Source organism: Mesorhizobium sp. M2C.T.Ca.TU.002.02.1.1, from assembly GCF_003997225.1.
On sequence record NZ_RZTO01001382.1, the window covers coordinates 1 to 770 of the forward strand.

General features: G+C 64.2%; 1 protein-coding gene. It reads left to right on the top strand.

Features of this window, described 5'->3' with window-relative positions:
- Nucleotides 1-106: 106 nt before the first annotated feature.
- A partial coding sequence (locus EOD07_RS36235) for an ABC transporter permease (RefSeq protein ID WP_164772949.1) occupies nt 107-770 on the top strand: 664 nt, incomplete at its 3' end.

Consider the following 770-nt stretch of genomic DNA (forward strand, 5'->3'; position numbering starts at 1 on the left):
CCTTATCCTTGCCACTGACACGTGCATCGCGCGGACGGAGCCGTCCGGCACGCATGCGCATAACGAAAGAAGAGCGGCCGCGTAGTCCAGGCCGCGGAGAAACAACATGAATGAGGCCGCACCCCAGGCAGGCACGGGTGGTTCACGCTCGGCGTTGTTGTCACGCTATGCGTTGGCCATCATCTTCGTGCTGGCGATCGTCGTGGCCGCGCTTGCGGTGCCGAACTTCGCGACCTGGGCCAACATCGCCAACGTTCTGCAGCGCAACTCGATCATCGGCATCGTTGCCTGCGGCATGCTGCTGATGATCGTGCTTGGCGGGTTCGACCTTTCGGTCGGCGCGGTGGGCGCAATGGCTTCGGTCGTCGCAGCCGCCATGATCGTCAATGTTTCTGGGCCGCTCGGAATTGTCGTGGCGTTGGGCCTCGGCGCCCTTGTGGGCCTGCTCAACGGTTTCTGCATCGCCAAGGTCGGCATCAATCCGTTCGTGGCGACGCTCGGAACGCAAGTTTTGATCACCGGCCTGCTCTTCATCGGCACCGCGGCGCAGCCGGTCTACGGTGTGCCGGAGGGTTTCACCGTGCTGGGGCTTGGCCGCATCGGGCCGATCCCGATCCCCACCATCATCTTCGCCGCGATCGCCTGTCTGACCTGGGCCATCCTGCGCTTCACGACATTCGGCCACCACATCTATGCCGTCGGCGGCAACAAGGTCGCGGCGAGGCTCGCTGGCGTCAACGTCGACCGTATCACGCTGGCCACCTATGCGC